Origin of the sequence: Streptomyces sp. NPDC002838 (genome assembly GCF_040295365.1) — a bacterium.
Classification (GTDB): domain Bacteria; phylum Actinomycetota; class Actinomycetes; order Streptomycetales; family Streptomycetaceae; genus Streptomyces.
This window is the reverse complement of sequence record NZ_JBEOVF010000021.1, coordinates 15,714-39,775: the sequence shown is the minus strand read 5'-3', so window position 1 is coordinate 39,775 and position 24,062 is coordinate 15,714. Positions and strand designations below refer to the sequence as shown.

27 protein-coding genes and 2 pseudogenes are annotated in these 24,062 nt (G+C 71.7%); 18 read left to right on the top strand and 11 right to left on the bottom strand.

Going from position 1 to position 24,062, the window contains the following annotated elements; translation table 11 throughout:
* Positions 1–53 precede the first annotated feature (53 nt).
* Both ABT063_RS25625 and ABT063_RS25620 read right to left on the bottom strand, forming a co-directional pair.
* The gene (locus ABT063_RS25625; protein ID WP_351060663.1) at positions 54–593 is read right to left on the bottom strand and encodes a hypothetical protein; all 540 of its coding nucleotides are present in this window, start codon (positions 591–593) and stop codon (positions 54–56) included.
* Between the two features lie 39 nt (positions 594–632).
* A pseudogene (locus ABT063_RS25620) lies at positions 633–1,076 on the bottom strand (saccharopine dehydrogenase); the annotation flags it as partial.
* Positions 1,077–1,301: 225 nt separating this feature from the next.
* Here ABT063_RS25620 and ABT063_RS25615 point away from each other — a divergent pair.
* Both ABT063_RS25615 and ABT063_RS25610 read left to right on the top strand, forming a co-directional pair.
* On the top strand, positions 1,302–1,808 hold the full coding sequence (locus ABT063_RS25615) for a hypothetical protein (RefSeq protein ID WP_351060660.1): 507 nt from the start codon (positions 1,302–1,304) through the stop codon (positions 1,806–1,808).
* Positions 1,809–2,053: 245 nt separating this feature from the next.
* Positions 2,054–3,129 (top strand): annotated as a pseudogene (locus ABT063_RS25610) (alanine--tRNA ligase-related protein).
* On the opposite strand, the gene ABT063_RS25605 reads toward ABT063_RS25610, so the two are convergent.
* Positions 3,120–3,773 (bottom strand): pectate lyase, encoded by a 654-nt coding sequence (locus ABT063_RS25605; RefSeq protein ID WP_502990883.1) that lies wholly within the window; start codon positions 3,771–3,773, stop codon positions 3,120–3,122. The pseudogene ABT063_RS25610 and the gene ABT063_RS25605 sit on opposite strands and share 10 nt — an antisense overlap.
* Here ABT063_RS25605 and ABT063_RS52285 point away from each other — a divergent pair.
* Positions 3,760–3,945, top strand: coding sequence for a hypothetical protein (locus tag ABT063_RS52285; protein ID WP_502990882.1), 186 nt, complete (start codon positions 3,760–3,762; stop codon positions 3,943–3,945). The two genes, ABT063_RS25605 and ABT063_RS52285, sit on opposite strands and share 14 nt — an antisense overlap.
* 455 nt (positions 3,946–4,400) lie before the next feature.
* Positions 4,401–5,126 carry an ankyrin repeat domain-containing protein gene (locus tag ABT063_RS25600; RefSeq protein ID WP_351060657.1) on the top strand — a complete coding sequence of 242 codons (726 nt, stop codon included), beginning with the start codon at positions 4,401–4,403 and terminating at the stop codon, positions 5,124–5,126.
* Positions 5,127–5,153: 27 nt separating this feature from the next.
* Here the strand turns inward: ABT063_RS25600 and ABT063_RS25595 are convergent, their stop codons facing one another.
* Positions 5,154–5,474, bottom strand: coding sequence for an ArsR/SmtB family transcription factor (locus tag ABT063_RS25595; protein WP_351060653.1), 321 nt, complete (start codon positions 5,472–5,474; stop codon positions 5,154–5,156).
* Between the two features lie 29 nt (positions 5,475–5,503).
* A complete protein-coding gene (locus ABT063_RS25590) occupies positions 5,504–5,806 on the bottom strand; it encodes a hypothetical protein (RefSeq protein ID WP_351060650.1) in 303 nt (100 codons plus the stop codon).
* A 265-nt stretch (positions 5,807–6,071) separates the two neighbouring features.
* Between ABT063_RS25590 and ABT063_RS25585 the strand changes: the two genes are divergently transcribed.
* Positions 6,072–6,464: a (2Fe-2S) ferredoxin domain-containing protein gene (locus tag ABT063_RS25585; RefSeq protein WP_351060647.1), complete on the top strand. Its 393-nt coding sequence runs from the start codon at positions 6,072–6,074 to the stop codon at positions 6,462–6,464.
* On the opposite strand, the gene ABT063_RS25580 is transcribed toward ABT063_RS25585, so the two are convergent.
* The gene (locus tag ABT063_RS25580) at positions 6,421–6,873 is read right to left on the bottom strand and encodes a CBS domain-containing protein (RefSeq protein ID WP_351060644.1); all 453 of its coding nucleotides are present in this window, start codon (positions 6,871–6,873) and stop codon (positions 6,421–6,423) included. The genes ABT063_RS25585 and ABT063_RS25580 overlap by 44 nt on opposite strands.
* 126 nt (positions 6,874–6,999) lie before the next feature.
* Between ABT063_RS25580 and ABT063_RS25575 the strand changes: the two genes are divergently transcribed.
* The 3 genes from ABT063_RS25575 to ABT063_RS25565 all read left to right on the top strand — a co-directional run bounded on the left by ABT063_RS25575 (position 7,000) and on the right by ABT063_RS25565 (position 9,889).
* Entirely contained in the window at positions 7,000–7,581 is a 582-nt protein-coding gene (locus ABT063_RS25575; protein ID WP_351060641.1) for an Rv1733c family protein, read from the top strand.
* Positions 7,582–7,615: 34 nt separating this feature from the next.
* Complete coding sequence (gene polX / locus ABT063_RS25570; protein ID WP_351060638.1) at positions 7,616–9,367, top strand: DNA polymerase/3'-5' exonuclease PolX; 1,752 nt, start codon at positions 7,616–7,618, stop codon at positions 9,365–9,367.
* A gap of 96 nt (positions 9,368–9,463) precedes the next feature.
* The gene (locus tag ABT063_RS25565) at positions 9,464–9,889 is read left to right on the top strand and encodes a CBS domain-containing protein (RefSeq protein ID WP_351060636.1); all 426 of its coding nucleotides are present in this window, start codon (positions 9,464–9,466) and stop codon (positions 9,887–9,889) included.
* Between the two features lie 18 nt (positions 9,890–9,907).
* Here the strand turns inward: ABT063_RS25565 and ABT063_RS25560 are convergent, their stop codons facing one another.
* On the bottom strand, positions 9,908–10,360 hold the full coding sequence (locus ABT063_RS25560; RefSeq protein ID WP_351060633.1) for a YbhB/YbcL family Raf kinase inhibitor-like protein: 453 nt from the start codon (positions 10,358–10,360) through the stop codon (positions 9,908–9,910).
* 114 nt (positions 10,361–10,474) lie between these two features.
* On the opposite strand from ABT063_RS25560, the gene ABT063_RS25555 reads away from it, so the two are divergent.
* The 7 genes from ABT063_RS25555 (at position 10,475) to ABT063_RS25525 (ending at position 16,778) form a co-directional block, all read left to right on the top strand.
* The gene (locus ABT063_RS25555) at positions 10,475–11,191 is read left to right on the top strand and encodes a dienelactone hydrolase family protein (protein WP_351060882.1); all 717 of its coding nucleotides are present in this window, start codon (positions 10,475–10,477) and stop codon (positions 11,189–11,191) included.
* 17 nt (positions 11,192–11,208) lie between these two features.
* Positions 11,209–11,859, top strand: coding sequence for a phosphoribosyltransferase (locus ABT063_RS25550; protein ID WP_351060630.1), 651 nt, complete (start codon positions 11,209–11,211; stop codon positions 11,857–11,859).
* Between the two features lie 121 nt (positions 11,860–11,980).
* Positions 11,981–12,832, top strand: coding sequence for a hypothetical protein (locus ABT063_RS25545; protein WP_351060627.1), 852 nt, complete (start codon positions 11,981–11,983; stop codon positions 12,830–12,832).
* Between the two features lie 40 nt (positions 12,833–12,872).
* Complete coding sequence (locus ABT063_RS25540) at positions 12,873–13,508, top strand: substrate-binding domain-containing protein (RefSeq protein ID WP_502990881.1); 636 nt, start codon at positions 12,873–12,875, stop codon at positions 13,506–13,508.
* 157 nt (positions 13,509–13,665) lie between these two features.
* Positions 13,666–15,024 carry an ABC transporter substrate-binding protein gene (locus ABT063_RS25535; protein ID WP_351060624.1) on the top strand — a complete coding sequence of 453 codons (1,359 nt, stop codon included), beginning with the start codon at positions 13,666–13,668 and terminating at the stop codon, positions 15,022–15,024.
* Between the two features lie 9 nt (positions 15,025–15,033).
* On the top strand, positions 15,034–15,981 hold the full coding sequence (locus tag ABT063_RS25530) for a carbohydrate ABC transporter permease (RefSeq protein WP_351060621.1): 948 nt from the start codon (positions 15,034–15,036) through the stop codon (positions 15,979–15,981).
* Complete coding sequence (locus tag ABT063_RS25525) at positions 15,978–16,778, top strand: Beta-galactosidase C-terminal domain (RefSeq protein WP_351060618.1); 801 nt, start codon at positions 15,978–15,980, stop codon at positions 16,776–16,778. Before ABT063_RS25530 ends, ABT063_RS25525 begins: the two co-directional genes overlap by 4 nt.
* A 218-nt stretch (positions 16,779–16,996) precedes the next feature.
* Here the strand turns inward: ABT063_RS25525 and ABT063_RS25520 are convergent, their stop codons facing one another.
* Positions 16,997–17,836, bottom strand: a complete 840-nt coding sequence (locus ABT063_RS25520) for a helix-turn-helix transcriptional regulator (RefSeq protein WP_351060615.1) — start codon at positions 17,834–17,836, stop codon at positions 16,997–16,999.
* Between the two features lie 101 nt (positions 17,837–17,937).
* On the opposite strand from ABT063_RS25520, the gene ABT063_RS25515 reads away from it, so the two are divergent.
* Both ABT063_RS25515 and ABT063_RS25510 read left to right on the top strand, forming a co-directional pair.
* On the top strand, positions 17,938–18,651 hold the full coding sequence (locus ABT063_RS25515; protein WP_351060613.1) for an SDR family NAD(P)-dependent oxidoreductase: 714 nt from the start codon (positions 17,938–17,940) through the stop codon (positions 18,649–18,651).
* Between the two features lie 100 nt (positions 18,652–18,751).
* Entirely contained in the window at positions 18,752–19,582 is an 831-nt protein-coding gene (locus tag ABT063_RS25510) for a transglutaminase-like domain-containing protein (protein WP_351060610.1), read from the top strand.
* Positions 19,583–19,604: 22 nt separating this feature from the next.
* Here the strand turns inward: ABT063_RS25510 and ABT063_RS25505 are convergent, their stop codons facing one another.
* Positions 19,605–20,804, bottom strand: a complete 1,200-nt coding sequence (locus ABT063_RS25505; protein ID WP_351060607.1) for a CaiB/BaiF CoA transferase family protein — start codon at positions 20,802–20,804, stop codon at positions 19,605–19,607.
* Positions 20,805–21,158: 354 nt separating this feature from the next.
* Here ABT063_RS25505 and ABT063_RS25500 point away from each other — a divergent pair, with 354 nt between their 5' ends.
* Complete coding sequence (locus tag ABT063_RS25500; protein ID WP_351060604.1) at positions 21,159–21,512, top strand: hypothetical protein; 354 nt, start codon at positions 21,159–21,161, stop codon at positions 21,510–21,512.
* Between the two features lie 27 nt (positions 21,513–21,539).
* Here the strand turns inward: ABT063_RS25500 and ABT063_RS25495 are convergent, their stop codons facing one another.
* Both ABT063_RS25495 and ABT063_RS25490 read right to left on the bottom strand, forming a co-directional pair.
* Entirely contained in the window at positions 21,540–22,529 is a 990-nt protein-coding gene (locus ABT063_RS25495) for a helix-turn-helix domain-containing protein (RefSeq protein ID WP_351060601.1), read from the bottom strand.
* 527 nt (positions 22,530–23,056) lie between these two features.
* Positions 23,057–24,031, bottom strand: coding sequence for an alpha/beta hydrolase (locus ABT063_RS25490; RefSeq protein WP_351060598.1), 975 nt, complete (start codon positions 24,029–24,031; stop codon positions 23,057–23,059).
* Positions 24,032–24,062: the final 31 nt, after the last annotated feature.

Here is a 24,062-nt window from a genome sequence, read left to right as displayed (position 1 = left end):
TCACCGCTGGTGGGGGCGGTGAGGGGCGTGGGTGCGGTGTGGGAGTGCGACGACTAGCGGACCCAGCCCGTGTAGCTCTGTCCGCGCCGGGGGGCACGCGTCGCGGGGCGGGCCGATTCGCCCGGCTCCAGGGCGGTGGCTACGGCCCGCACCAGCCAGGCGTTGACGGACAGGCCCTCTCGGCTCGCCGCATCCTCGACGCGGCCCTTGAGGTGGGCGGGCAGCCGGAAGTTGATCCGTGCGGTACCACCTTCATCGCCCTCCGCCCCCGGTGGCATCACTGGCGCCATGGATGGTGCCACCGGCGCGGCGGCTGCGGCCGGCCCGCTCTCCGGATCCTCCTGGGCGGGCGGCGGCGGCGTCACCACGAACTCGGGGTCGATCCCCCGCAGCCGTACATCCACCGATCCCGGCGCCAGCTCGCGCGTGATCTCTTCCGAGGCAGCGGACAGGGCGTTGAGAATGGTCAGTCGGGCAGTCGATTCCAGGGGCGCGGTCAGCCGCTCGGCCAGGGCGCGGGCTTCCTCACCGCCGGCATTCGCGGCGACAGCGAGCTGGTGGCGGAGGTCGTCGACATAGGGCGTGAGGTCCATAACGCCATGATGGCACCACTGTGGCGCCATGGCAAGCCGCTATGGCGCCAGGTGTGCCACGATGGCGCCGCGTGGTGTCACGCTCGCGGCGCCTTGACGTTGTCCCTGCCGGCGCAGCTCCACAGACAGGTGCGCGGACAGCGCGCGGAGGAAGTCGGGCGCGTCGAAGATCTCGCCGGCCGAGGCGACACCGACCGTCCTGGTCCGTCCCGTGAGGATGCGGTGCACCGCTTCCACCGCGAGCGGCGCGCTGACGGCGTAGATGTCCTGGCCCCTGGCCACAGCGCGCCGTTCCGTGCCGCCGGAGCGCACGACAACGTCGACGAGGAAGGTCTGTTCGGACCGCCCATGCTCGTCGACCGCGGCCGGTGCCGGCGTGTCCGGGGCCGACAGGCCCCTGGCCGCCTCGATCGTCAAGTAGGTGCGCAGCTCCGGGATGGACAGGTGGCTGGGGATGGTGACGACGTCGGCCATCGTGAACTTCGCCGTCCTCCAGTGGCTGGAAACTCCCCGCATCGGGCCCACTGTTGCCCAACACGCCGCACTCCGCCCCGTGATCAGCTGTGGTGCCCCATCGCATCATGGGCCACTCTCGTCGCGCCGGTGCCTCCGGAGTGAACGGTCATCGGCTTTCACCCGTACCCCTGGTCGTACGCTTGTCCGCCGATGCGGACAGAACCACGCGGAGACGCGGATACGGAGAGGCACGTGCTGGAGCAGCGATCGCGAGGACGCATCGGCCGCATCCCTCCCACGGTGCGCCTGGCACGCGGCGCCGCACTGGCCGGCTGCCTGGCCCTGCTGCCCCTGGCCACGGCGTGCGGCGGCGGCGGGGACGACGACGCCGTGAAGAGCGGGCCGACGAAAACGTCCGTGACGGCCGCCCCCGCGGCCGGGGTCGTGGCCCCGGCGAAGGTCGAGGTGATCGCCGGTCTGACCGGCTGCAAGGTCAAGATCCGAGTCGAGGCGGAGCAACTGCGCGAGGGCGTGTGCCACACCGAGAAGGGCGACTACCTCATCACCACCTTCCCGCGGGACAAGTACCAGCAGACCTGGCTCGAGTCCGCCAGCGTGTACGGCGGCAAGTACCTCGTCGGCGCACGCTGGGTCGTCGCCGCGAAGCCGAAGATGCTCGAACAGTTCCGCGCCAAGCTCGGCGGAACCATCCAGCAAATGCGGGGCATGGGCCCGACGCCGGGCCCGAGCGCGTCGTAGCGGCGCTGGCGGCGGGAAAACCCCGGGACGGTCCGAGAAGGCCGCTGTTAACGTGGTTCGCATGGAGGTCATCACCCGAACCAACGCCGCAGCCGCGCGAGCGACCAGCTCGCCGGCTGCCGACGCCTGACCTCACCCCCTCTTCCCCGGCGGCCGGAAACGGACCGCCGGCGCATTGTTGGACCCCTGCCGCAGCCTGTTCCCGCGGTTCTTTCCGGTCGCCCGTGACCCGAAGGAACACCGCCATGAAAACGGACCAGACCGTGCGCACGTTCACCGACTTCTTCCGCGAGCGCGGGCACCGGCTCATCACCGGAAGCACGCTCCTGCCGCCCCCCTCGGACCCGGTGCTGTTCACCACCTCCGGCATGCACCCGCTCACGCCCTACCTGCTGGGACGTCCCCATCCCCGGGGACGGCGCCTGGTCAACGTCCAGCGCTGCCTGCGCACCACCGACCTCGACGAGATCGGCGACCCCACTCACCTGACGGTGTTCGAGATGCTCGGCTCGTGGTCGCTGGGCGACTACGGCCATTCGCAGAGCCTGCGTTGGGGATACGAGCTGCTGCGCGACGGATTCGGCATCCCGCAGGGGCGGATGCACGCCACGGTCTTCGGCGGGGACGACCAGGTCGGCCCCGACACCGGACCGGCGACAGCGGTACCCCGCCCGAGGGCAGCCCCACCACCGACCCGCGGTGGGTCGAGGTGTGGAACCACGTGCTCATGCGCTACCACCGCCACGAGGACGGCAGCCTCGAACTCCTCCAACAGACCGGCATCGACACCGGCATGGGACTGGAGCGGCTCGTGACCGTCCTGCAGGACCGCACCTCGGTCTACCAGACCGACCTGTTCGAACCGTGGATGAGACTGCTCCCGCCGCTGTGGGACCTGGACGAGCCGTCGATGCGCCTCGTCTGCGACCACCTGCGCTCGAGCATCGTCGTCCTCGGCGACGGAGTACGGCCCTCCAACACCGGACGCGGCTACGTACTGCGCCGGTTGACCCGCCGCCTCCTCACCACCCTGTGGCGCGACGACCCGTCCCGCGCCCTGTCCGATCTGCCTGTGGAGCTCCTCGAGCACACGCTGGACCACTTCCGCCAGACCGGCGGATCCGGCCCCGTCCGCGAGGTGCTCCTCGATGAGGAGCGGCGGTTCGGCACACTCCTGGAACGAGGCCGTCGCGTGCTCTGCCGGCCGGAGTTCCAAGGACCGCTGGACGAAGAGGACTACACCTACCTCCACGACACCCACGGCCTGCCCCGGGACCTCGTCGCGGGTCTCCTCCGTACACGGGGTGTCGCTCAGCGGTAGGTGACGGCCGAGGTGCTGTAGCGGCAGTTCGTGCCGTCCGGGCCGCTGCCCAGAACGGTCGGTTCCTCGCCGCCGCTGTTGCCCCGGAAGCGCTCGCACACGGTGATGCCGCCGGCCTCGCCCGTGATCGTCACGCCCGAGATGACGGCGGTGTCCCCGTAGTTGGCGTTGATCCCGGCCAGGACCTTTCCCGGGCTGCTCGCCCGCACGTCGCTGATCACGACGTGGCGCGTGTACTGGGTGTCGCAGTTGCCGCACGAGCGGTAGAGCTTGCCGAAGTCGGAGACCTGGAAGTGCCTGATGGTCAGCGTGCCGGCTCCGTTGTGCTGGAAGACCTTGTCGTCGGCCTTCCGCGCACCGCCGCCGTCGACCAGGTACGTGGCCGAGGCGGACGTGCCCTTGAAGGTGGCCGCGTCCTCGCCGACGTCCTCCCACCACACGTTCCGCAGCGTGCAACTGCCCAGGCAGTGCACGCCGTCGGCGGCCGGGGCACCGAGGACGACGTTCTCCAGTACGGCACCGTCGGCGAGTTCGAACAGCGGCCCCTGGTCCTCGCCCTGGCCGTCGGTGCCGAGGCCGCCGGAGCCGTGGAAGCGTTTCAGGCCGCCGTCGTAGCTGCCGGTGACCTCGATGGTCGAGGTCACCGCCCGGTCGGCGGTGGCGGTGGGCCAGGCGCCGAACGTGGCGGCGCGGGAGGCCGGGGCGGAGGTCCGTGACGCGGCGGGGGTCCGCTTCTTCGCGGGCTTCGTCGTCGATGCGGAGACCGACGGCGAGGCGGACGTCAACACCGACGCGGATGCGGTGGGCGACGGGTGAGAGGCGTACGCCCTCGGTGACGCGGATGCCCCCGCGGCAGGGCCGGATTCCGTGCCCGTGCCCGACACCAGGACTCCGGCGAGGACCACGCCCCCGGACACCGCGGCGGCCGCCATGGTGATCAGGACACGTCGACGGCGGTCGGCCGTTCTGCCTCGCCGGTGGCGCGGGGCTGCTCTTCTCTTGCTCACGTCGTCCTCTTCGCGGGAAGCCCGGGTTTCCCCTTGGTCGCCACCGGACGCACAAAGGTTGCCCTGCGCGCGGAACAAGTTGCGCCCTGCTCCGGTGGACCCGACCGTCTTCGCTCAGGAGACGTGCCGACGACCACGGGATAACAGTTTTCGGCCGGGAGGGGGCACCGCCAGAGGACGGACCGTGCCGGGTGTGCGGCTCCACCCCGTGCGTCGGTTGTCAGTGGGCCGTGCTACCCAGGTGGCGACAGGGGAGGTAGCCCGATGCTGATCGAAACCAACGCGCCGCTGGCCCGCGCCGCCGTCGAAGCGATCCATTCCGGCAACGTGCCGGCGCTCAAAGACCTGCTGATCGCCCATCCGCGCCTGGCCACCGCACGGCTGGGCAACACGAAAATCACCCGCACCCTGCTGCACGTCGTCACCGACTGGCCCGGCCACTACCCGGGCGGCCCGCAGACGGTGACCGCCCTCGTCGCCGCGGGAGCGGACGTGAACGCACGCTTCACCGGCCCGCACACCGAAACCCCCCTGCACTGGGCGGCCAGCAGTGACGACGTGCCGGTCCTGGACACACTCCTCGACCTCGGCGCGGACATCGAGGCCGACGGCGCGGTCATCAGCGGCGGCACACCGATCGCCGACGCCGTGGCCTTCGGCCAGTGGAACGCGGCCCGCCGCCTGCTCGAGCGTGGCGCGCACACCACCCTGTGGCAGGCCGCCGCCCTCGGCCGAGCCGACCGCGTCGCCGCCTGCTTCCAGCCCGACACCCCGCCGCCGGGCCCGGCAGAGATCACCAGTGCCCTCTGGTGCGCCTGTCACGGCGGACAGCGGGAGATGGCCGCCTACCTGCTGGAACGCGGTGGCGACATCAACTGGATCGGCTACGACGAGCTCACCCCACTGGATGCCGCCCACCGCTCCGGCCACCCCGCCGTGGTCGCCTGGCTGCGTGACCGGGGCGGGCGGTCCGCCAAGGACCTCGCCTGAGCCGCCACCCGAGTCCCAAACGCCGCGCTACTCCTGCGCGTGCCGGATGGCGTCCAGCACGATGTGGGCGATGTGGTCGTCGGTGAGGTCGTACTGGATCTCGCGGGCCTGGCGGCGGGTCGTCACGATGCGGGAGTTGCGCAGGACCCGAAGGTGCTGGGAGACCAGCGGCTGGCTCACTCCAAGGGCGGCGACCAGTTCGTGGACGTACTTTCCGCCCCGGGACAGCTCGCGCACGATGCCGAGGCGGACGGGCGACGCCAGTGCCTTCAGCAGGTCACTCGCGGACTGCAGGTCGCGCAGTGGTTCGTCCGCCGAGGCCGTCGGGGAAGGGGGATTCGTCGCCACATGCGCATATTAGCATGTGGCAACGATTTTCAGTGGTCGTCCCAGTGGCCCTCGTGGGGGGCGTGGCGGTGGCCGTCGTGCAGGTAGTCCACGTGGCCCTCGTGCGGCACGGCGACGTGACCGCAGCCTTCGCCGTGCTGGTGGTCGTGTCCCTCGTGGGCGGTGTGGCCGGCGTTCACGCACTCGTCGACATGGCCGTCGTGGACCCGGTGGATGTGGCCGTCGTGGGCGTAGTCGGTGTGGTCGCCGTGCGGGAAGGCGACGTGGCCACAGTCCTGGCCGTGGGTGTGCGTGTGGTCGTCGTGTACGCGGTGTTCGGTGGCGGTCGTCATGCCGTGCTCCTGCTGTTGCTCTCGGGTTGCCTGCGGCTGGTGCTCCGCAGGCCGTGCATGCCGACATTAACATATGGCAATCCGCGCATGTGTCTCGCGGGTCCTGGACGTCGCCCTGGGAACCGGTGCGTACGCTGGACGACGTGAACTCTCCTGTCGCCGCGCCGGCTTGGGCCGGACCACCGCTGCTGATCACCGCGCACCACGAGGGCCGCGTCCGCGCGTACGGCCTTCGCCCACGGGCGGCGCTGTGAAGAACCGGTCGGTGATCCGCGCGGCGAACCGTCCGTGCACCCTGGTCGTGTGCCGCGGCTGCTGCTGCGGCAACCCCCGCAAGTACCCCGGTACCGACCACGCCTGGCAGATGGAGCGACTGCGCGCCGAAGCCGCCGCGTCCGGCGGCCGTTTCGAGGTACGTACGGCGGACTGCCTGGGCCCCTGCGACCAGGCCAACGTCATCGTCGTCCAGCCGTCCACCGCCGGACGCCGGGCCGGAGGGCGGGCGACCTGGATCGGCTTCGCCCTGGACGACGACTGCACGGACGACGTCCTGCGCTGGGCGGCCGACGGCGGACCGGGCGTCGCGGAGCCTTCGGCCACGTTGGCGCTGCAGTTCATCCGCCCGCCGCGCGAGACAGGGGTTCGTGCACGCCGCTGAGGAGTTCCGGCCAAGGGAGAGCCGACGGAGCTCGATCACGTCGTACCGGCCCGAGCGGTTCACCCGGTCGGCGCAAGGACTCACGTCCTGGTCGCGTGGTGCTCGACGGCTCCGCGACAGCGAGCAGCTCGTGCAGGAGATGCGAGGCGGTGATCACCCCGAGGAGACGCGTGCCCTGTCGCTTCCGCCCGCCCGCCTCGGCCCTCGCTTTCTCCGCCCCCGACACCAAGGGACTGTGCACCCGTGCCATGAGCGCGGCCACCTCCAGCGCGGTGTCGTCGGGCTCGGCGATCGACGGCGGCCCGGCCTTGCCGGACAGGCAGTCCCCGACGCGGCGGCCGGCCAGCGCCTGACAGAGCCGGTCGGCGTGCCTCTCGTCGACCACGGCGGCGCCCCGCTCGTCCAGCACTCCCGGTCCTCGGCGACGTACACCCGCGGAGCGAGAGCCAGGGCGTGTAGACGCGAAACATACGCGAAGCGCCCATCAGGAGGACACTGGAAGCGTCTGTCGGTACTCACTAGGGGGTGTCGGCCGATGGCTGCGTCACGGTGTCGGAAGGTGCGGCTGTGGCGGTGGCGGCGGAACCCGCTCCGGCGGCGCTGCGACCTCCTCGAGGCGTGGATTGTGCTCGCCGCCTGGGTGTTCGCCCTGGCCGGCGGCCTGTTCGCGGGCTTCGCGACGGCCGCCGAGGTCGAGTCGGCGGCCGAGCGGCAGCGGGCGCAGAGCCGCGAGGTGGCGGCCGTGCTCGTCAAGGACGCGGAGAAAGGGGTGTCCTCGCGGGCGCCGGCCGACTACCGGGTATGGGCCACGGTGCGCTGGACCGCGCCGGACGGCCGGACGTACACGGACGAAGCCAGGGTGCTGCCCAAGACTCCGGCCGGACGCACGGTGACCGTCTGGACGGACGGCAAGGGCAATATCACGGCTGAGCCCCTCACCGAGGGGGAGACCCGGCTGCACGCGGTCTCGGGCGGCGTGCTGGCGGCGATGGGCGTGGGCGGCGTGGTGCTCTGCGCTGCCTGGGTGCTGCGTCTGCGGCTGGACCAGCGGCGTCTGGCGCAGTGGGCCGCGGAATGGGAACGGATCGACACGCACCGGGGGTGGAAGACGGGCTGAAGCGGCCGGTGCCGGGTCTGCCTACCCTGAAGGTGTGGCTCGTTCCAACGACGAGGTCGCCGCGCTGTTCCAGGAGTACGCGGACCTGGTCTCGATCACCGGAGGAGACGCGTTCAGGGCGCGCGTCTACGAGAAGGCTGCCCGGGCGATCGGCGGCCACCACTTCGACGTGTCCACCCTCGACGCCAAGGGCCTGCAGGAGATTCCCAATGTCGGCAAGTCGATCGCCGAGAAGATCGTCGAGTACTTCCGCAGCGGTAGCGTGTCCGCGGTCGAGGAACTGCGGGCCAGGATCCCCGCCGGTGTCCGGCGGCTGACGGCCATCCCCACGCTCGGCCCGAAGAAGGCCTGCGTGCTCTACGAGGAGCTGGGCATCTCCTCGGTCGAGGAACTGGCCGACGCCATCCACGAGGAGCGGCTGCGCGACCTGAAGGGCTTCGGGCCGAAGACCGAGGAGAACATCCTTCACGGCATCGAACTCCTCCAGTCCTCCGGGGACCGCGTCCTGCTCGACGCCGCCATGGACCTCGCCGCCGACATCGTCGCCGAGCTGTCCCGGGTGACCGGCTGCCGGCGGTGCGCCTACGCCGGGTCGCTCCGCCGTTTCCGCGAGACGATCGGCGACATCGACGTACTCGCCGCGGCCGGGAGGTCGGCGCCGCTGATGCGGGCCTTCACCGAGCTGCCGTACGTCTCGGAGGTCATCGCGCACGGCGAGAAGAAGACGTCGATCCGCACCACCAAGGGCCTCTCCGTCGACCTGCGCGTCGTCCCCCCGGACTCCTGGGGAGCGGCGCTCCAGTACTTCACGGGGAGCAGGGCGCACAACATCCGCACCCGCGAGCTGGCGGTGCACCAGGGGCTGAAGCTCTCCGAGTACGGGCTGTTCGACGGCGAGAGCGGGGAGAAGATCGTCTCCGAGACGGAGGAGGACGTCTACGCCCGGCTCGGCCTGCCGTGGATCCCGCCGACCCTGCGCGAGGACCGCGGCGAGATCGAGGCCGGCCTCCACGGCGAGCTGCCGGACCTCGTGACGGAGTCGGACATCCGCGGCGACCTGCACACGCACACCGACCTCACCGACGGCCTCGCACCGCTGGAGGAGATGGTCAGGGCCGCCGCGGAGCGCGGATACGCCTACTACGCGATCACCGATCACGGGCCGGACATGTACATGCAGCGCATGACCGACGAGCGGATGCTGGCCCAGCGCGAACACGTGCGCGAGCTCGACGGCACGTACGGCAAACGCGGCGGCATGCGGCTGCTGCACGGCGCGGAGCTGAACATCGGCCCCGACGGCGACGTGGACTGGCCCGAGGAATTCCTGGCCGGCTTCGACCTGTGCGTGGCCTCGGTGCACTCACACTTCAACCAGGGGCGCGAGGCGCTGACCCGCCGGATCGTGCGGGCCTGCGAGAACCCGTACGTCAACATCATCGGTCACCCCACCACCCGCATCCTCGGCAAACGGCCGGGCATCGACGCCGATCTCGACGCGGTCTTCGCCGCCTGCGCGCGCACCGGCACGGCCCTGGAGATCAACGCCCATCCGGACCGGCTCGACCTGCGCGACGAGGACATCCTGCGAGCCCGGCGGCACGGGGTGAAGTTCGCCGTCGACAGCGACGCCCACTCCGTCCTCCACCTGGCCAACATGCGCTACGGCATCGGCACGGCGCAGCGGGGCTGGCTCACCAAGGACGACGTGATCAACACCTGGCCCCGGACGCGACTACTCCGATTCCTCGGCAAGGGGCGGGCGCGGCGGCACTCCGCGGCGTGAGCCCGCCGGAGCATCGCGCGACCGGTTTACCGCCACCGGTGCGGGCTACGCGGGCGGCATGCGGCGCGCCGCCCGATCCAGCACGTGGAGGTTGCCATGACCAGGCTGATACGTGAAGTGATGTCGCCCGGAACGGCGGCGGTGCAGCCCATGACCACGGTGGCGCGCGCCGCCCGCCTGATGCGGGAGCGGGACATCGGCGACGTCCTGGTGACCTACGACTGCGATCTGTTCGGCGTGCTCACCGACCGCGACATCGTGGTCCGGGCCGTCGCCGAGGGCCACGACCCCGCCGTCACGCCGGTCGGCACGGTGTGCACGCGCCCGCCCGTGGTGACGCTGACGCCGGACGACACCACCGATCACGCGGTCGAGCTGATGCGGCGGTACGCCGTGCGCCGACTGCCGGTCGTCGAACACGGCGGCTGCCCGGTCGGCATCGTCAGCCTCGGCGACCTCGCGACCACCGAGGACCCGCACTCCGCCCTGGCGGACATCAGCAAGGCCGTGCCGAACCACTGAGTCGGACGGCGTCGGCGGTCAGCGCTGGTACAGCCCCACGAGCGTGCCGCTGGCGAGCTGCTGTTTCTCGACGGCCCCGTGCACCTCGTCGGCGCTGGGAGCGTCGGGCAGGACGCACGGTTCCGCGAGGGCGTAGAGGCGGAAGAAGTAGCGATGCGCCTCGTCCCCCGGCGGGGGATGCGGTCCGCCCCAGCCGCGTTCGCCGTAGCCGTTGACGAGTTCGGTACCGCCGGTCGGGCACTGGCCCGGCTCGACGCCGTCGCTGTGCGGATCGATGCCGACCACGATCCAGTGCACGAAGGTGCCCGACGGTGCGTCGGGGTCTTCGCAGAGCAGGACCAGTTCGGCCGCGTCGTCGGGGGCGCCGCTCCACGTCAGGGGTGGGGAGACGTTCTCGCCCTCGTACGCGTACTCGCGTGCGATGAAAGCGTGATCGTTGAACGCGCTGCTTTTGAGGTCCATGTCAGCCATGCGATCCGGAGTACCCCCGTCGGGGTCGGGTACGCGGCCGTAGAGACCTGCACCAATCCGGGGCAATCCATAGCAATCCACATCGCTGACGTATCGCGGAAGAAGATGAGGAAGATGATCTCCCAGCCGGTGACGGTGCCCGCCGACGGCACGGAGCTGGCGGGCGACCTCGCTGTGCCGACATCCGCGCGAGGAGTGGTGCTGTTCGCGCACGGCAGCGGCAGCTCCCGGCACAGCCCCCGTAACCGTGCGGTCGCCGCCGAACTGCGCACAGCCGGCCTCGGCACCCTGCTGATCGACCTGCTCACGGCAGGGGAGGAGCGGCGTGACGCGTCGACGGGCGAGCACCGCTTCGACATCCCCCTCCTGGCCCGCCGCCTGGTGGCCGCGATCGACTGGCTCGAAGGCCAGGCCGTCACCAGGGATCTGCCCGTCGCCCTGTTCGGGGCCAGCACCGGCGCGGGCGCGGCGCTGACCGCCGCCGCGGAGCGGCCCGACCGGGTGCTGACCGTGGTGTCGCGGGGCGGACGGCCCGATCTGGCCGGGGACGCCCTGGCCGCCGTACGGGCACCGGTGCTGCTGATCGTCGGCGGCCGGGACCACGAGGTGCTGCGGCTCAATCAGGAGGCCGCCCGCAGGCTGCACACCCCGCACACCCTGCACGTCGTGCCCGGCGCCACGCACCTGTTCGAGGAACCCGGTGCGCTGGAACAGGTCGCCGACACCGCACGGCAGTGGTGCGACGACCGTCTGAAGGCCGCGGCCGAGTTATCGACCGGCGCTGGAGGGGCACGCGGGGCCCGGACCCCGAGGGCTCACTCCCGCATGTGAAAGGAGTGGCAGCCGTGATGCAGTTCCGTGACCGAACACAGGCCGGCCGGCTGCTGGCCGAACAACTGCGGAGCCGACAGGAGAAGGGCGCCCTGCCGGACCCCGTCGTCCTCGCCCTTCCCCGGGGCGGCGTGGCCGTGGCCCAGGAGGTGGCCCGGGCGCTGGACGCCCCGCTCGACGTTCACGTCGTACGGAAGATCGGCGCCCCGTTCCAGCCGGAGCTCGCCGTGGGCGCGATCGCCGTTGACGGCGAGCCGATGTTCGACGAATACACCCTCGACCGGCTGGGTCTCAGCGAGGCCGCTCTCGCCGGCACGGTCGAGCGGGAACGCGCCGAGCTCCGCCGCCGCGAGCAGCGCTACCGGCAGGGCCGCCCCGCCCCCGACCTGCGGGGACGTACCGTGATCATCGTCGATGACGGGCTGGCGACCGGTTCCACGGCCCTTGCCGCGGTGCACTCCGTACGGCGCCGCGAGCCCGGGCGGATCGTCCTGGCCGTGCCGGTGTGTTCGCCGGAGGCGGCCGACCTGCTGAGCGGCGAGGCCGACGAGGTGGTCTGCCTGTACCAGCCGGCCGCCTTCATGGCCGTCGGCCTCTGGTACGAGGACTTCGATCAGCTGTCGGACGAGGACGTGCTCGCCGCGCTGCACACGGCCGCCGAGGGGTGAGCCCTTCGCGCATCGCGGCCTCGGCACCGCACGCCCAATAAAATGACAGGGACACGGCAACCTTGGCGGCCTCGGCGGCGACCAGTGGGTGGAATCCCGTCCCCCACCAAGGGAGTTCACCATGCGCACCTTATTCGCGCGCCTGGCCGCCGTCCTCGCCGCGCTGGCCGTGCTGGTCGCCGGACCCGGCCTGGCGGCGTCCCCGGCGCAGGCCGCCGATGAGTGGAATCCGCCCGCCAATCTGGCCCAGCCACTGAACGAGGTCTGGAACCACGTCGAGTCGACCTACCCGGATCTCTACGGCTTCCGGAACTACGGCTGGGACCAGATCATGGCCAACAAGGGCAGCGTCAACTACTGCGTCCGCTGGGAGTCCGACGCGCCGGTCAGCCTCGCCCTGCGCGACCGGATCCACGCGGCGCTGAAGAAGCAGTTCGGGAAGTGGACGGCGGCCATGGTGGAGGGCGGCAAGGGGCACAACGCCTGGCCGTACACCACCGTGCCGGTCAACATCGTCGGCTGGGCGGTGAAGAACCGCTCCACCCTGCAATGGACCGACAACTCCGTCGACATCTACGCCGGAAACCTCGACGGCGGCGGCGCCCCGCAGTGTTCCCCGGACTGCGGCCGCTTCTTCCACCAGGACGGCAACTATTCGAAGTGCCCGGGCGGTGCGGCCCGCCACTACGACCAGTCGCTGTGGCTGACGAAGGGATTCCAGGGCGGCGCCGGCGGCGACTGGGGCCAGCGGGTCGGCCAGGAGTACTTCACCGGCGCGCTGAACCAGGAGAACATCCACATCTACCTGCACGAAGTCGGCCACACCTTCGGCCTCGACGACTTCTACGACTGGACTCCGACCGGCCAGTGCTGCTTCCTGATGAAGGCGGGCAGCGCTGCTCAGATCACGGAGTTCGACAAGTGGATGTTCCGTGACTTCTGGCGCCATCTGAAGAGCCGCTACGGTCTCTGACGCTCCGTCAAGTCGCCCCGCCGGCGAGGCGATCCGGCCGGTGAGTACCGGGCCTCGCGGCGGGGACGTGCCGGTGGTCAGCCTCGGCGAGGGCGTGGAGCTCACCCACGGACTGGGCGCCGTCGTCGGCGCCGACGGGGTCGCCGCCGCCCGGACGGCCACCGAGCATCTGCTCTCGCTGGGCCACCGAACCGTCTGGCACATCCCCGGCCCGCACGACTGGTGGGCCGCCCGCGACCGGGCCCGCGGCTGGCGCGAGGCGCTCGCCGCCGCCGGCGCCCCCGAGCCGCCGCTGCCGGTCGAGGGCGACTGGAGTCCGGCCTCCGGATACGCGGCCGGCCGGCAACTGGCCCAACTCTCCGACGTCACCGCCGTGTTCGCCGCCAACGACGACATGGCGCTCGGCGCACTGCGGGCGTTCGCCGAGGCGGGCCTGTCCGTCCCCGGCGACATCAGCGTCGTCGGCTACGACGACATCCCCGCCGCCGCCTATCTCTCACCACCCCTGACCACCGTCCGACAGAACTTCACGGCTGTCGCCGAACGAGCCGTGGACGTGCTGATCGCCATGATCGAGGGCCGCCCCGGCCCGGCCGAACAGGCCGACCCCGCAGCCGAGTTGACCGTACGGTCCTCCACCGGGCCGGTACGCGACCCGGTCCCACCCCCGCGCTGACCCCACTGGGCTGAACCCCACCCGCCCCTCCTACCGCTGAACCGTCGGCGGCACGGCCCGCGGCACCCGCCGCAGGCCCGGTCCGCCCTGCCGCGTGCGCCGCCCGGGACGGCCGCCGCACGCGTACCCCGTAGCCGCACCGCGTGAGGAGTCACGTGTGTACACCTCAGCACCAGCCGTATTCCCACCGCATCCGCCCCGGCGGGCCCTGCTGCGCGGCGCCCTCGGCCTCGGCGCGACCGCCGCACTGGCCGCCTGCGGAGGCGAAAGCACCACCACCCGCACCTCGGGGGACGTGACGCTCTCCCTGTGGACCCATGACCCCGGATACGAGGCCTTCTTCCGCAAGGGCATCCCGGAGGCCGACCGGCTCACCGACTTCCGCTACCACCTGAGGATCACCCGCGCCGGCCCGCCCGACCTGGTCACCAAGCTGCTCGCCCAGGCGGTTGCCGGACGCGGCACACCTGACATGGTCGGCTTCGAGATCGGCAGCTTCCCGCGCATGCTGCGCGGCGACATCGCCCCGCGCCTGCTGCACGACCTCACCCCGGACATCGCCGCCGTACCCGGTCTCGAGGACGACCTGCTGCCCGCCCGCATCGCCCCCTACAGCAAGGACGGCAAGGTCTACGCCCTCGACTCGGACACCCCGATGGTCGTCCACTACTACCGCGACGACCTGTTCACCCGGTGGAACCTCCCGAAGGACACCGAGACCTGGGAGGAGTTCGCCGACCTCGGCGCCCGCGTGTACAAGGACCACGGCGCCTCGCTGTGCGTCGTCTCCACCCTGGGCAGCGACCCCGGACAGATCGTGCAGTCCTTCCAGATGCTGCTCTACCAGCGCGGCGGCGCCTTCTTCGACGCCGACGAGAACCTGGTGCTCGAGTCGCCGGAGGCCGAGGAGGTGCTGCGCTTCCTGTGCGAGGGGCTGCGCACCGGCTTCGTCATCGACATCTCCGACTACTACGGGGCCGCGATGCAGGCCGCCCTCAAGGGCAACAAGGTCATCGGCCTGCCCATGGCCATCTGGTACAAGAACTACGGCCTGGTCGCCAACGTGCCGGAGCAGAAGGGGAAGTGGCGGGTACGAGCCCTGCCCCGGTTCGCGAAGGGCGGCGGGGTGACGGCCGCGCTGGGCGGCACCGGCTTCGGCGTCATCAAGGACAAGGCGAACACCCAGGCGGCCATCGACTTCCTGTTCAACACCTGGCTCACCCACGAGGGTCAGGTACGCCGCTTCACCGAGACCGGCTATCTGCCCACCCGCCGCTCCGTGTACGAGGATCCCGGGCTCAACGCCACGAAGGACGACTTCTGCGGCGGGCAGCGGCTCTTCCGCCTCTACCGCTCGCTGCTGGCGGACGTGCCGCCCTTCTACCAGAGCCCCGACCAGTCGATCCTCTTGGACGTCCTCGCCGGCAACCTCCTGCGCGCCTACCGCGGCGATATCACCCCGCGCCAGGCGCTGAAGCAGACCGCAGCCGACTACCGCGACCAGGCCGGCCGCTAGGAGGACCCCATGACCACCGCCATCGCGGGCCCGGCCCGCACAGCCGACGAGGGCACGGGCCCGGCCGGCACCGCACACCGCCCGCGCAAGCCCTGGGCGCCGTACCTCTTCATCTCGCCCTTCTATCTCCTCTACGTCCTGTTCATGCTGGTCCCGGTCCCGGTCGCGGTCTCGCTGTGGCTGAGCCTGACCGAATGGGTCGGCCTCGGTACCCCGCACTGGGTGGGCCTGCGCAACTACCGCCTTCTGCTCACCGACATCAGCTTCCACCGGGCCCTCGGCAACACCGCCGTCTTCGTGCTCGTCGCGGTCTGCGTCGTCGTCCCGCTGGCCCTGCTGATCGCCCAGGCCCTCAACACCCGTGGCCTGCGCGCCCGCGATCTGTGGCGCACCGCCTACTTCGTGCCGATCGTCGTCTCCCCGATCCTCGTCGCGCTCATCTTCGGCCTGCTGTTCGACCGGCAGTTCGGCCTCATCAACTCGGTGCTGCGCGCCCTGTTCGGCACCGGCGGCGTCGACTGGCTCGGCGACCCGAGTCTGGCCAAGGTGAGCATCGCGCTGGTCATGCTGTGGCGCTGGACCGGCTACCTCACCGTCTTCTTCCTCGCCGGACTCCAGAACGTGCCGAGGGAGTTGTACGAGGCCGCCGCGATCGACGGCGCCGGACGCCTGCGCGTCTTCACCACCGTCACCCTTCCGGCGCTGAAGCCGGTGACGGCGTTCGTCGTCGTCACCTCCTTCATCGGCGCGGCCCAGATCTTCGAGGAGCCGTACCTGCTGACCGGCGGCGGACCGGCGGAGTCCACCCTCTCGGTGACGATGTTCATCTACCGGGCCGCCTTCCAGCGCCAGCAGTTCGGGTACGCCGCCGCGGCCGCCGTCGTCCTGTTCGTCCTCGTCTTCGGCCTCAGCCAGCTCTTCAACCGTCTCCTCGGCATCGGGAGGGCCGCCTCATGATGCGCACACGTGTGCCTCTCTACGGCGTACTGGTCCTGCTGTTCCTCGCCTTCCTCGCCCCGCTGCTGTGGGCGCTGAGCGGCTCGTTCAAGCCGCGCGGCGACATCTTCGCCTACCCGCCGCAGCCGATCCCCGACCCGTTCACCCTCGACAACTACCAGCGCCTGTTCTCCGGGCAGCCGTTCTGGCGCTGGTTCCTGATGAGCACGGTGGTCGCCGTCGTCGCCACCACCGTGTCCGTCTTCGTCTGCGCGCTGGCCGGCTACGGCTTCGCCAAGTTCCGCTTCGCCGGCAAGCGGCTGCTGTTCGGCGTGATGTTCAGCTCGCTGTCCATCCCGTTCGCGGTGATCCTCGTGCCGCTGTTCGTGATCCTGGTCAAGACCGGCCTGGGCAGCCCGTGGTTCGCGCTGATCGTGCCCTGGGTGGCGCCCGCGTTCGGGATCTTCATGATGCACCAGCACCCGCACTTCGGCCGCTGGCCCGCCGCCACCACGCACCGGCACGGCACCGGCCGGATCACCTACGTCGGCACCGTCCCCGATCCCGCCTTCGCCCGCGCCCTGCTGGAGTGGGCCGCCCCGGCCGACACCTGGCGTCCCGCCCACCCGAGCGTCACCTCGACCACGGCCACCGCACGGGAGGGCCGCCGCGTCCGCTTCCTGCACAACTGGTCGTGGGAGCCGGTGACGGTGCCCGTTCCGGCTGCCGTACGGGACGTGCTGTCGGATGCCACGTATGCCGACGAGGTCCCCCTGGGGGCCTGGGACGTCAAGGTCCTCGCGGAGGAACGGTCTTAGGGCCTGTCCGGCGGATCATGCCGCAGACGCGGGGTCTGGCACGCCCATCTGCGGCGTTGTGGTCGGTTGCCGACTCCCCCCGCTCGAACAACCTCGCGCGGGGGCACCCCCATCGCGTCGCCGCCCTCCTCCGCCTTGCGGCTGGACGCACCAGACCCCGCTCACCGGCGCTGATGAGGCGCCGCCGATTTCTTGCGACCTGATCCGCCGGACAGGCCCTAGCCGACGAGCGTCTGGGTGCCGAGGACGGCGAGCAGCTCCAGTCGCTCGGCGTCCTCGGTGCCGGGCTCGGCCGTGTAGACCAGGACGTGCAGGTCGCTGCCCGCCACGCGGAGCAGGTCGCAGTCCAGCGTCAGTGTGCCCACGTGCGGGTGCTCGATCGTCTTGCGCGACGACTCGAGCCGGCCGACGACGCCCGCGTCCCACAGTTCAGCGAACCGCTCGCTGGTGGTGCGCAACTCGGCGATCAGGCGCCGCAGTTCCTTGTCGGCGGGATAGCGGGCGGCGGTCGCGCGCAGTTCGGCGACCATGCCGACCTCGAAGGCCCGCTGTTCTTCCGGTGTGTGCCGCACCCGGGTGGGCGCGCCGTGGAAGTTGCGCCACACGCCGTTGCGTTCGAAGCCGCGCCGGCCGGACGGATCGCCCATCAGTGCCGCGTACATCGGGTTGGCCAGGAGCAGGGTCGTGGCCGCGTCGGTGACACCGACGGGGGTGTCCACCAGCCGGTCCAGCAGCCGTTGGACGCTGGGCGTGATGTATCCGGGCACGGTTTCCGGACCCGGCGGGACCAGCCCGGCCAGCCGGAACAGATGGACCCGCTCGTCCCCCGACAGCCGCAGGGCCCGGCCCAGGGCCTCGACGACCTGCCCGGACGGGTTCGTCGCCCGGCCCTGTTCGAGGCGGGTGACGTAGTCGGCGGAGATCCCGGCCAGCAGGGCCAGTTCCTCGCGCCGCAGTCCGGCCGCACGCCGGTGGCCGCCGGTGGGCAGTCCGGCCGTCTCGGGGGCCACCCGGTCGCGCCAGCGCCGCAGCGCCCGTCCGAGTTCCGTCGCCGTCATGCCCCCAGTGAACACCGTCCACCGGGCATGTGCCTGGTACCCGCAGTCCCAGGAAGAAGGGTCTCCTGGCTGATCGCGTCGCAGTGCCGGAGGCTCGGGGCATGACGACAACACTGATCACCGGAGCGAACAAGGGGCTGGGCTTCGAGACCGCCCGCCGACTGGTCGCAGCAGGTCACACCGTCTACGTCGGAAGCCGGAACGCCGAGCGCGGTCGCCGGGCCGCCGAACGACTCGGCGCCCGGTTCATCCACCTCGACGTCACCGACGACGCCTCCGTCGAGGCCGCGGCGAAGAGCGTCGAGGCCGACGGGGGTCTCGACGTCCTGGTCAACAACGCCGGAATCGAGGCGAGGGGAGAGGGCAACACCGTGATCGGCGCCGCCGATGTGACCGCCGACCTGATGCGGACGGTCTTCGACACGAACGTCTTCGGCGTGGTCCGCGTCACCCACGCGTTCCTGCCGCTGCCGCTGCTGCGGCGTTCGGCGGCGCCGGTCGTGGTCAACGTCAGCAGCGGCCTGGCCTCGCTGACCGCGGTCTCCGACCCGAGCGCACCGGCGTACGCCTACCCGGGCGTCGCCTACCCGGCCTCCAAGGCCACGGTCAACCTGATCACCGTGCAGTACGCGAAGGCGTTCCCGGCCATGCGCATCAACGCCGTGGAGCCCGGCTTCACCGCCACGGACCTGAACGGCAACACGGGCACGCTGACCGTCGAGGAGGGCGCCGAGATCATCGTGCGCATGGCCCAGTTGGGCGCCGACGGCCCGACCGGGGGCTACTTCGACGCGGACGGCCCACTGCCCTGGTAGGGCTGCCCCTAGGTGTGCGACCTGGCCGGTCAGCGTCCGCACGGCCAACTGCCGACCGAGCGGCCCGCGTTGTCAGTCCGGCCCCCTACTATCCCCGACCATGACCGATGACCTGCTCAACCACTCCCGGCCCGGACCTCTCACCCGCCTCCGCACCGAGCAGTCGGACCTGATGGAAGGGCTGCCGGACGATCCGGTCGGCATCTGCGCCGCCGTAGGGCGGCTGTTCGTCCAGCCGTACGACGCCACCCGACTCGGCGTACCGGAGAGCCGGATCGCGGAGAAGAACATCCGCCCGGTGAGCGAGCTGGTCGCGGCACTGACCGCTCTCGACCCCGCCCCGCTGCGCCGGGCCAGGACGCCCGAGAAGAGGGTGGTGGGCACCTGCCGCCATTTCGCCACCCTCGCCTGCGCGTTGCTGCGGGCCCGGCAGATTCCCTCCCGGGCCCGCTGCGGCTTCGGCACCTACTTCATGGAGGGGCGCGGCTTCGACCACTGGATCACCGAGTACTGGAACGCCGAGGAGCACCGTTGGGTGCGCGTCGACACCGAGCATCTGGACAAGGACTACGTCGCGCACCCCGACGACCTCGCGCCGGGCGAGTTCCTGACCGGGGGCGAGGCGTGGCTGCGGTACCGGCGCGGACTGATCGACCCGCACACGTTCGGGACCGCCGGCACCGATCACGCCTGGGGGCCCGCCGAGATCAGCGGCAACGCCGTTCGCGATCTGGCCGCGCTGTGCAAACGGGAGATGCTGAACTGGGACGAGTGGGGCCGTATGACCGAGGCCTACGAGGGCAGGACGGGGCCCGAGTACGACGAACTCGTCGACACCGTGGCCGATTCCTGCGCCAAGGAAGACCCGGCGGCCCTGGCCCGCCTGTACGCCCACGAAGACTTGACGGTCCCTCAGGACATGGTCGGCTGACCGGCCCCCGCGCGCGAAGCGGTCAGATCACCGCGGCGGCGCGCAGCGCCTCGATGTCGTCGTCGCTGCGGCCGAGTTCCGCGAGGATCGCCGCGGTGTGTTCGCCGACCGCCGGTACGGGGTCCATCCGGGCGGACAGTCCCGCCAGATCGGCCGGCGGAAGCAGCGCCTGCACCATGGCGCCGCCGGGCACGCCCACAGCGCGCCAGCGGTCGCGGGCGGCAAGAACCGGATGGTCGAGGAACGCCGTGATGTCGTTCACGCCCGCGCACGCGATGCCGATGCCCTCCAGGTCCTTGAGGACCTCCTCGGCATCGGAGCGGGCGACGCGTTCGGCGACGACGGCGTTGAGCTCCTCGCGGTGCGCGACGCGGTCGGAACCGGTGGCGAAGCGCGGGTCGTCGGCCAGTTCCGGCCGGCCGAGGAAGCGGGTGCACAGGGCGACCCACTCGCGCTCGTTCTGGATGGAGAACAGCACGTCCTTGCCGTCGGCGGCCGGGTAGGCGCCGTACGGCGCGATGGTCGCGTGCTGGGTGCCCAGGCGGGCGGGCTGGGTGCCGCCGTACCGCGTGTAGTAGGCGGGCTGGCCCATCCACTCCGCCAGCGCCTCGAACAGGGACACCTCCACCGGGTGCGCCGTTCCGGTGGTGGCCCGCGTGTACAGCGCCGTGAGGACACCGCTGTAGGCGTACATCCCCGCGGCGATGTCGGCGACGGAGATCCCGACCCGGGCGGGCTCCTCGGCGGTTCCGGTCAGCGACACCAAGCCGGTCTGGCACTGCACCAGCAGGTCGTACGACTTGCGGTCGGCCCACGGGCCGGAGGTGCCGTACCCGGAGATCGTGCACGGAATCAGCCGCGCGTACCGCTCGGTGAGGACGTCGACGCCGAGGCCCAGCCGGTCCGCCGCTCCCGGCGCGAGGTTCTGGACGAACACGTCGGCGCCGCCCAGGAGTTGGTGCAGGATCTCGCGGCCCCGCGGGTTCTTGAGGTCCAGCGTGAGGGACTCCTTGGACCGGTTGAGCCAGACGAAATAGCTGGAGTGGCCGTGGACGGTCGTGTCGTAACGGCGTGCGAAGTCTCCCTCGCCCGGCCGCTCCACCTTGATCACCCGGGCGCCGAGGTCGGCGAGCTGTCGGGTGGCGTAGGGAGCGGCCACGGCCTGCTCCAGGCTGACCACCGTGATCCCGGACAGGGGCAGCTGGAGCTGCGGAGCGCTCATGCGGCCCATTTGTACGGCCGGATCCGAGAGCCTGTCAACGCCGGCCCCGGCCCTCTCACCTGTGCTTTCCGCTGCCCAGGGCTTCGAGGGCCGCCTCGGCGAAGCCGTAATCCTGCTCGGGCGCGCCACCGCCGACGCCGACGGCACCGATGGGGCCTGCTCCTCCGTCCCGAGGCGACTGCCCTCCAGGAGGGCATCCCTGAAATTTCCGGCGCCTGCTCTTATTGCGCGTATGCAAGCATCTTGGGTGCCTTAGGCCCCTGGAAACCTCGTGGCCGAGGCGCGAGTGCCCCGGTATCGTCCGGTGCCCGATCGGCCGCACCGGCGGCCGGACCAGGACGGAGAGCGATTCCCATGACCGGCCGGCGAGCCACCACGACCCTCTGGCGCCCCACCGGGCCGAAGGAGCTGGACCTGGTCCGCGAGCTGAACTGGCGCGCCTGGCCGCCGCGGCTGCCCGACCAGCCGATCTTCTACCCGGTCCTCAACGAGGACTACGCGGTCCGGATCGCCCGGGACTGGAACGTCAAGCACGACGGCGCCGGCTTCGTCACCCGCTTCGAGGCCGACGCGGAGTTCCTGAGCCGGTACCCCGTCCAGCAGGCGGGCGGGCGGACGATCCTCGAACTGTGGGTGCCGGCCGAGGACCTCGACGAGTTCAACGCCCACATCGTCGGCGAGATCCAGGTCGTGCACGAGTTCCGCTGACGGTTTCGGCCATCCAACAGCCGACCGCTACGGCAGCGCCAAGTGCCGCATGGTCAGGGCCAGTTGCAGTCTGAGTCGGCCCTGGGGCGTGCGCACCGGCCAGCCGAGCAGGTGCTCGGCGTGGGTCAGGCGGTCCTGGAGCGTGGAGTGGTGCACGTTGATCTCGGCGGCAGCCGCGCGCAGGCTCGCCGTGGACGCCACGGCGTGCAGGGTGGACAGCAGCCAGGGCGCGGCCGCGGCGGCCGCTTCGAGGTCGCGGACGTCGGGCGGCGGTTCGGCGCCGGGTGCAACGAGGTCGGCCAGCAGGGCGACGCCGCCGAGCTCCTCGGCGTGCACCACGCGTTGGCCGGGGTCCTGTGCGGTGCCCTCCGCGGTGAACCGCAGGGCGGTACGGGCGGCCTCCCAGGAACCCGGCAGGTCGAGCACCGGCACGGCGGGTCCGACGCCCAGGCGACCGGCGGGCGGCCCGGCGTCGGTGCGCGCGGGGACGATCCGGGGCCGGCCGTCGCGCGGGGCCAGGGCACGCGCCGGGGCGGTGATGTCCAGGCCCAGCCTGCGGGCCGCGTGCAGCCGGGCCGGTTCCGGTGCGGTGGCGTCCAGGACCGTCTCGACCAGTGCGGGATCGTCGACGGGTGCCCGCCCCCGCGTGCGGTCGAGGACGAGCCGCACGGCGCCGACGGCCCGCTCCAGGATCACCGCGTCGACCACGCTCGGCGCCGCCTCGGCCCGCTCCAGCCACAGGGCGGGCGCCCCGCCCGGTGCCAGGGGCGCGGACGGCCAGGCGGGGTCCGGCGGGAGGTCGGTGTCCCGGCGCGTGCCGTCGGCCTCCACACGGACGTGCACCCGCCGCTCGGCGTCGACCAGCCGGGCGGGCACCCCGGCCAGCACCGCGGCCCCGCGCACCAGCGCCTCCAGACCGGCCCGGGACTCGGCCAGTCGGTCGAAGTAGGCGATGACCCGGACGGCGGCACCGGCGTCCGGATCCAGCGCGGTCAGGCGCCCGGCCAGCTCTTTCATAGGCCCCATGGTGCGCCATGCGGTCACCGTCCGGGGAGCCCTGGCGCGCGGTGGCCCGCTGAGGTGCGGGAACGTTCCGGCGGACATCTCGGTCCCGGCGACCGAAGCACGGCTTTCCGGAGGGTCGTCAGTCGCCCACGTGCAGCTCGGTGGCCCTCGCCCGCACTGCTACCCGACCTGGTCCCGAAAGGCCGGCGGGACCCAAGTCGAGTCAGGTCGGCGAGGACGTTCGGACAGGTGTCCCGTCCCGGGGCCGAGGCAGGGCTCTCCGGGGAGGGTCGTCAGTCGCCCCAGCAATCTGCGCAACTGCTTCAGCGTGCTTCTCGGGCCGCCTGTGACAGTGGCGGCGTGCGGGCCGAAGCCGTGGAGGCCGCCGGGCCACCTGCGCAGCTCGGTGGCGCCGCGCTCACTGCCGCCCGGACCTCGTCCCGGAAGGTCCCCGCGGGACCCACGTCGAGCAGGGCCCGGCGGGAACGTTCCGGCAGGGCGTCCCGCCCCGGACCCGAGCGGGGCTCCCCGGATGGGGGTCAGTCGCCCAGCAGCCTGCGCAGCCACTCCAGCTGAGCCGCCCGGGCCGCCTGCGACAGAGCGGCCTGCGGGGCGAAGCCGTCGAAGCCGTGGAAGCCGCCCGGCCAAACGTGCAGCTCGGCCACTCCGCCCGCCTGCCAGATCCGTGAGGCGTAGGCGACGACCTCGTCCCGGAAGGTCTCCGCGGAACCCACGTCGAGGAAGGCCGGGGGCAGCCCGGACAGGTCCTCGGCCCGGGCCGGTGCCGCGTACGCGGGCACGTCCGGGCCGCCGCGCCGCTCGCCGAGCAGCGCCGTCCAGCCGGTCTCGTTCGCCGTGCGGTCCCAGACGCCGAGGCCCGCCATCTGGTGCGAGGAGGGGGTGTCGTTGCGGTCGTCCAGCATCGGGCACATCAGCAGCTGGCCGATCGGCCGCGGACCCTTGCGGTCCCGGGCGAGCAGGGCCAGCGCCGCCGACAGGCCCCCGCCCGCGCTGGCGCCCGCGATGACGATCCGCTCCGGGTCACCGCCGATCTCCGTCGCGTGCTCCGCCGTCCACACGAGGCCGGCGTAACAGTCCTCGACCGGGGCGGGATACGGATGCTCCGGCGCCAGCCGGTACTCCACCGACACCACGACCGCTCCCAGCTCCTTCGCCCAGCCCAGGGGCCCGTCCACGCCGACGCGGTTGCTGCCGAGGATCATGCCGCCGCCGTGCACGTGGTAGACGACGGGCAGCGGTCCGGCGGCCTGCGGGGCGGCGGGACGGCAGATCAGCAGGGATATCTCGGGAGCGTCCTCGGGCCCCGGCACCGTGCGGTCCTCGACCTCGAAGAATCCGCCCATGGTCAGGTCCAGATCGGCCAGCATCTGGATCGCCGGGCCCTGGCGTACGACGTCGATCTCGTCCAGAGCGAGACCGGGCGACAGTACGTCCTTGATGAGATCCAGGGCGGCGGCGAGCTCCGGGTCGAACGGGGGCGGGACATGACTCATGGGTTTCTCCTCACGCGGGGTGCGGCGGCTC

Excerpts from the sequence above, each read along its gene's own strand:
- ABT063_RS25625 (WP_351060663.1), bottom strand. The coding sequence starts at position 593 with ATGGACCTCACGCCCTATGTCGACGACCTCCGCCACCAGCTCGCTGTC.
- ABT063_RS52285 (WP_502990882.1), top strand. The coding sequence starts at position 3,760 with ATGGTCGAGGTCACCGCCCGGTCGGCGGTGGCGGTGGGCCAGGCGCCG.
- ABT063_RS25600 (WP_351060657.1), top strand. The coding sequence starts at position 4,401 with ATGCTGATCGAAACCAACGCGCCGCTGGCCCGCGCCGCCGTCGAAGCG.
- ABT063_RS25590 (WP_351060650.1), bottom strand. The coding sequence starts at position 5,806 with ATGACGACCGCCACCGAACACCGCGTACACGACGACCACACGCACACC.
- ABT063_RS25575 (WP_351060641.1), top strand. The coding sequence starts at position 7,000 with ATGGCTGCGTCACGGTGTCGGAAGGTGCGGCTGTGGCGGTGGCGGCGG.
- ABT063_RS25565 (WP_351060636.1), top strand. The coding sequence starts at position 9,464 with ATGACCAGGCTGATACGTGAAGTGATGTCGCCCGGAACGGCGGCGGTG.
- ABT063_RS25560 (WP_351060633.1), bottom strand. The coding sequence starts at position 10,360 with ATGGCTGACATGGACCTCAAAAGCAGCGCGTTCAACGATCACGCTTTC.
- ABT063_RS25555 (WP_351060882.1), top strand. The coding sequence starts at position 10,475 with ATGATCTCCCAGCCGGTGACGGTGCCCGCCGACGGCACGGAGCTGGCG.
- ABT063_RS25550 (WP_351060630.1), top strand. The coding sequence starts at position 11,209 with ATGCAGTTCCGTGACCGAACACAGGCCGGCCGGCTGCTGGCCGAACAA.
- ABT063_RS25545 (WP_351060627.1), top strand. The coding sequence starts at position 11,981 with ATGCGCACCTTATTCGCGCGCCTGGCCGCCGTCCTCGCCGCGCTGGCC.
- ABT063_RS25530 (WP_351060621.1), top strand. The coding sequence starts at position 15,034 with ATGACCACCGCCATCGCGGGCCCGGCCCGCACAGCCGACGAGGGCACG.
- ABT063_RS25525 (WP_351060618.1), top strand. The coding sequence starts at position 15,978 with ATGATGCGCACACGTGTGCCTCTCTACGGCGTACTGGTCCTGCTGTTC.
- ABT063_RS25520 (WP_351060615.1), bottom strand. The coding sequence starts at position 17,836 with ATGACGGCGACGGAACTCGGACGGGCGCTGCGGCGCTGGCGCGACCGG.
- ABT063_RS25515 (WP_351060613.1), top strand. The coding sequence starts at position 17,938 with ATGACGACAACACTGATCACCGGAGCGAACAAGGGGCTGGGCTTCGAG.
- ABT063_RS25510 (WP_351060610.1), top strand. The coding sequence starts at position 18,752 with ATGACCGATGACCTGCTCAACCACTCCCGGCCCGGACCTCTCACCCGC.
- ABT063_RS25505 (WP_351060607.1), bottom strand. The coding sequence starts at position 20,804 with ATGAGCGCTCCGCAGCTCCAGCTGCCCCTGTCCGGGATCACGGTGGTC.
- ABT063_RS25500 (WP_351060604.1), top strand. The coding sequence starts at position 21,159 with ATGACCGGCCGGCGAGCCACCACGACCCTCTGGCGCCCCACCGGGCCG.
- ABT063_RS25495 (WP_351060601.1), bottom strand. The coding sequence starts at position 22,529 with ATGAAAGAGCTGGCCGGGCGCCTGACCGCGCTGGATCCGGACGCCGGT.
- ABT063_RS25490 (WP_351060598.1), bottom strand. The coding sequence starts at position 24,031 with ATGAGTCATGTCCCGCCCCCGTTCGACCCGGAGCTCGCCGCCGCCCTG.